The sequence below is a fragment of the Klebsiella sp. genome, from assembly GCF_027492335.1.
Classification (GTDB): domain Bacteria; phylum Pseudomonadota; class Gammaproteobacteria; order Enterobacterales; family Enterobacteriaceae; genus Klebsiella; species Klebsiella huaxiensis.
This window is the reverse complement of the sequence record NZ_JAPUEW010000024.1, coordinates 1-2,668: the sequence shown is the minus strand read 5'-3', so window position 1 is coordinate 2,668 and position 2,668 is coordinate 1. Positions and strand designations below refer to the sequence as shown.

3 protein-coding genes are annotated in these 2,668 nt (G+C 55.5%); 2 read left to right on the top strand and 1 reads right to left on the bottom strand.

Translation table 11 applies throughout. The annotated features are described in order from the left end of the window. Positions 1–39: 39 nt before the first annotated feature. A complete protein-coding gene (locus QVF11_RS08365; RefSeq protein WP_287856283.1) occupies positions 40–609 on the bottom strand; it encodes a DedA family protein in 570 nt (189 codons plus the stop codon). Positions 610–763: 154 nt separating this feature from the next. Between QVF11_RS08365 and QVF11_RS08360 the strand changes: the two genes are divergently transcribed. Both QVF11_RS08360 and pbpG read left to right on the top strand, forming a co-directional pair. Then, the gene (locus QVF11_RS08360; protein WP_142512962.1) at positions 764–1,351 is read left to right on the top strand and encodes a Yip1 family protein; all 588 of its coding nucleotides are present in this window, start codon (positions 764–766) and stop codon (positions 1,349–1,351) included. Positions 1,352–1,526: 175 nt separating this feature from the next. Next, complete coding sequence (gene pbpG, locus QVF11_RS08355) at positions 1,527–2,474, top strand: D-alanyl-D-alanine endopeptidase (protein WP_287856280.1); 948 nt, start codon at positions 1,527–1,529, stop codon at positions 2,472–2,474. Positions 2,475–2,668: the final 194 nt, after the last annotated feature.

The following is a 2,668-nucleotide window of genomic DNA, read 5'->3' as shown; positions in this document are numbered from 1 at the left end:
CCCGGACAGGTGCGCCAGCACCGCCTCCGGGAACTCTCGTCACTCTTTCCTTTTCGCCTCGCGGCGCTTCAGCCACCAGTGCGCCGCAACCACCAGAACGACCACCAGAACCAGCCAGATCCAGTGTTTCAGATGCGCATCCAGATGATGCAGCCATGGGCCAATCGCTTCGCCGCCGAGATACCCCAGGGTGGTAAAGATCAGTGCCCAGATAATCGCGCCGAGAATATTCAGTGGTAGAAAGATCTTTGGCGGCAGGCGGCTGGCGCCAATCAGTAGCGGCCCGATGACCCGAAAGCCGTACATAAAACGGGTGCCAATCACAAACAGATAAGGGCGTCGCTGAATCATGCGCTGGGCTTTCTGAATCCGCTTTTTCTGGCTCGAGAATCGCCGCAGAATGCGCCCGCCAAAGCGTCTGCCGAGCAAGTAAAGCAGCTGGTCGCCGATCATCCCGCCGAGGGCGACCGAGACAACCACCAGCCAGAACTTCAATAATCCCTGATGTGCCGCCACGCCGCCGAGCAGGGTGATGGTTTCGCCTTCCGCCATGCTGCCAATGACCAGCGCCGTGTAGCCGTACTGGGAAATCAGGTTATTGATATCCATATAAAGATAAACTCCTTAACACGTCAGTCCCTTAATCATACACCCTGATGATAAAAATGCGGGGAAGCGCATTTTTATTGCTGTACACAAAATAATCTGCAAGGTGAATTATACTTGGATCAGTGCTGTACCACGCCGTGACAAGGGGGACGCTATGAACCATGTCTGGGGACTCTTCTCTCATCCGAATCAAGAGATGAGCGTTATCAAAAGCGAAAACGAGACCATTTCGCATCACTATACGCACCATGTGCTGGTCATGGCGGCGGTTCCGGTTATCTGCGCCTTTATCGGCACGACGCAGCTGGGCTGGAACTTCGGCGATGGCACCGTGGTAAAACTGTCGCTGATGACCGGGCTGGCGCTGGCTGTGCTGTTTTACGCCGTTATGCTCGCCGGGGTGGCGGTGATGGGGCGCGTTATCTGGTGGATGGCAAGAAGCTATCCGCAGCGGCCTTCTCTGAAACGCTGTATGGTGTTTGCCGGTTATGTCGCCACGCCGATCTTCCTGAGCGGGATTGTGGCGCTCTATCCGCTGGTATGGCTGTGCGCGCTGGTCGGAACCATCGCACTGCTGTATACCGGTTATCTGCTGTATCTCGGCATTCCAACCTTCTTGAGTATCAATAAAGAAGAGGGGCTGAGCTTCGCCAGCTCCACTCTGGCGATTGGGGTGCTGGTGCTGGAAGTGCTGCTCGCCATCACCGTGATTCTCTGGGGTTACGGATATCGACTCTTCTGATTAACTTATTGCCGACATAAATAGATTTTTATGTCGGCAATGCAGCATTTGTTCACGATTCTTATTAGCCAGCCAGCGTTCTGCCGGGGTATGATGATTTTTGCCAGCGGCGTTACCACCCCAACGCCGCGGCGTACGTTCATAACGTGCAAAAATACTTTTCAGAATGCTCACGATGACCAAATTTCGAGTTTCTTTGCTCAGCCTGACTTTGCTGCTGGTTGTGCCTTTTGCGCCCCAGGCGATAGCTAAAACCCATGCGGCGGTTACCGCTTCACAGCCGGATATCGCTTCCGGTAGCGCAATGATCGTCGATCTTGCCAGTAAAAAAATCATTTATGCCAGCCAGCCGGATCTGGTTCGCCCGATGGCGTCAATCACCAAGGTAATGACCGCGATGGTGGTGCTTGATGCCCATCTGCCGCTTGATGAGATGCTGACCGTCGATATCAGCCAGACGCCTGAAATGAAAGGGATTTACTCACGCGTGCGCCTGAACAGCGAAATCAGCCGCCGCAATATGCTGCTGCTGGCGCTGATGTCCTCGGAAAACCGCGCCGCCGCGAGCCTGGCGCACCACTATCCGGGTGGATACGATGCGTTTATTCGCGCGATGAACGCCAAAGCACAGGCGCTGGGGATGACGCGTACCCGTTACGTTGAACCTACCGGCTTGTCGATTCATAACGTTTCTACCGCGCGCGATCTCACCAAACTACTGATCGCCAGCGAACAGTATCCGCTGATTGGTCAACTGAGCACCACCAAAGAAGATATGGCGACTTTCGCCCATCCGGCGTACACGCTGCCGTTCCGCAATACCAACCATCTGGTGTACCGCGATAACTGGAATATTCAGCTGACCAAAACCGGCTTTACTAACGCCGCGGGCCACTGTCTGATTATGCGTACGGTGATTAATCAGCGCCCGGTTGCGCTGGTGGTGATGGATGCATTTGGCAAATATACCCACTTTGCCGATGCCAGCCGCCTGAGAACGTGGATTGAAACCGGGAAGGTGATGCCGGTTCCGGCTTCCGCGCTCAGCTATAAGAAGCAGCGCGAAGCGCAGATGGCCGACGCGATGCTGAAAGGCGGCGCGCAGACCGCGCAGAACGATTAATCTGACTTCCCCGGAGGCGGCGCGTTGCGCCTGTCCGGGCTACAAAACCGGCAAATTGCACGGACTCGTAGCCCGGTCAGCGTTAGCGCCACCGGGGGATTTTGACGTTGTCGCGATGTGAAAGTATAGGCCGTACGGGCCCAATATTACTCCGGCAGCGTCCAGTCGCCATCGCCGAGCGGGCGCTGCATAAT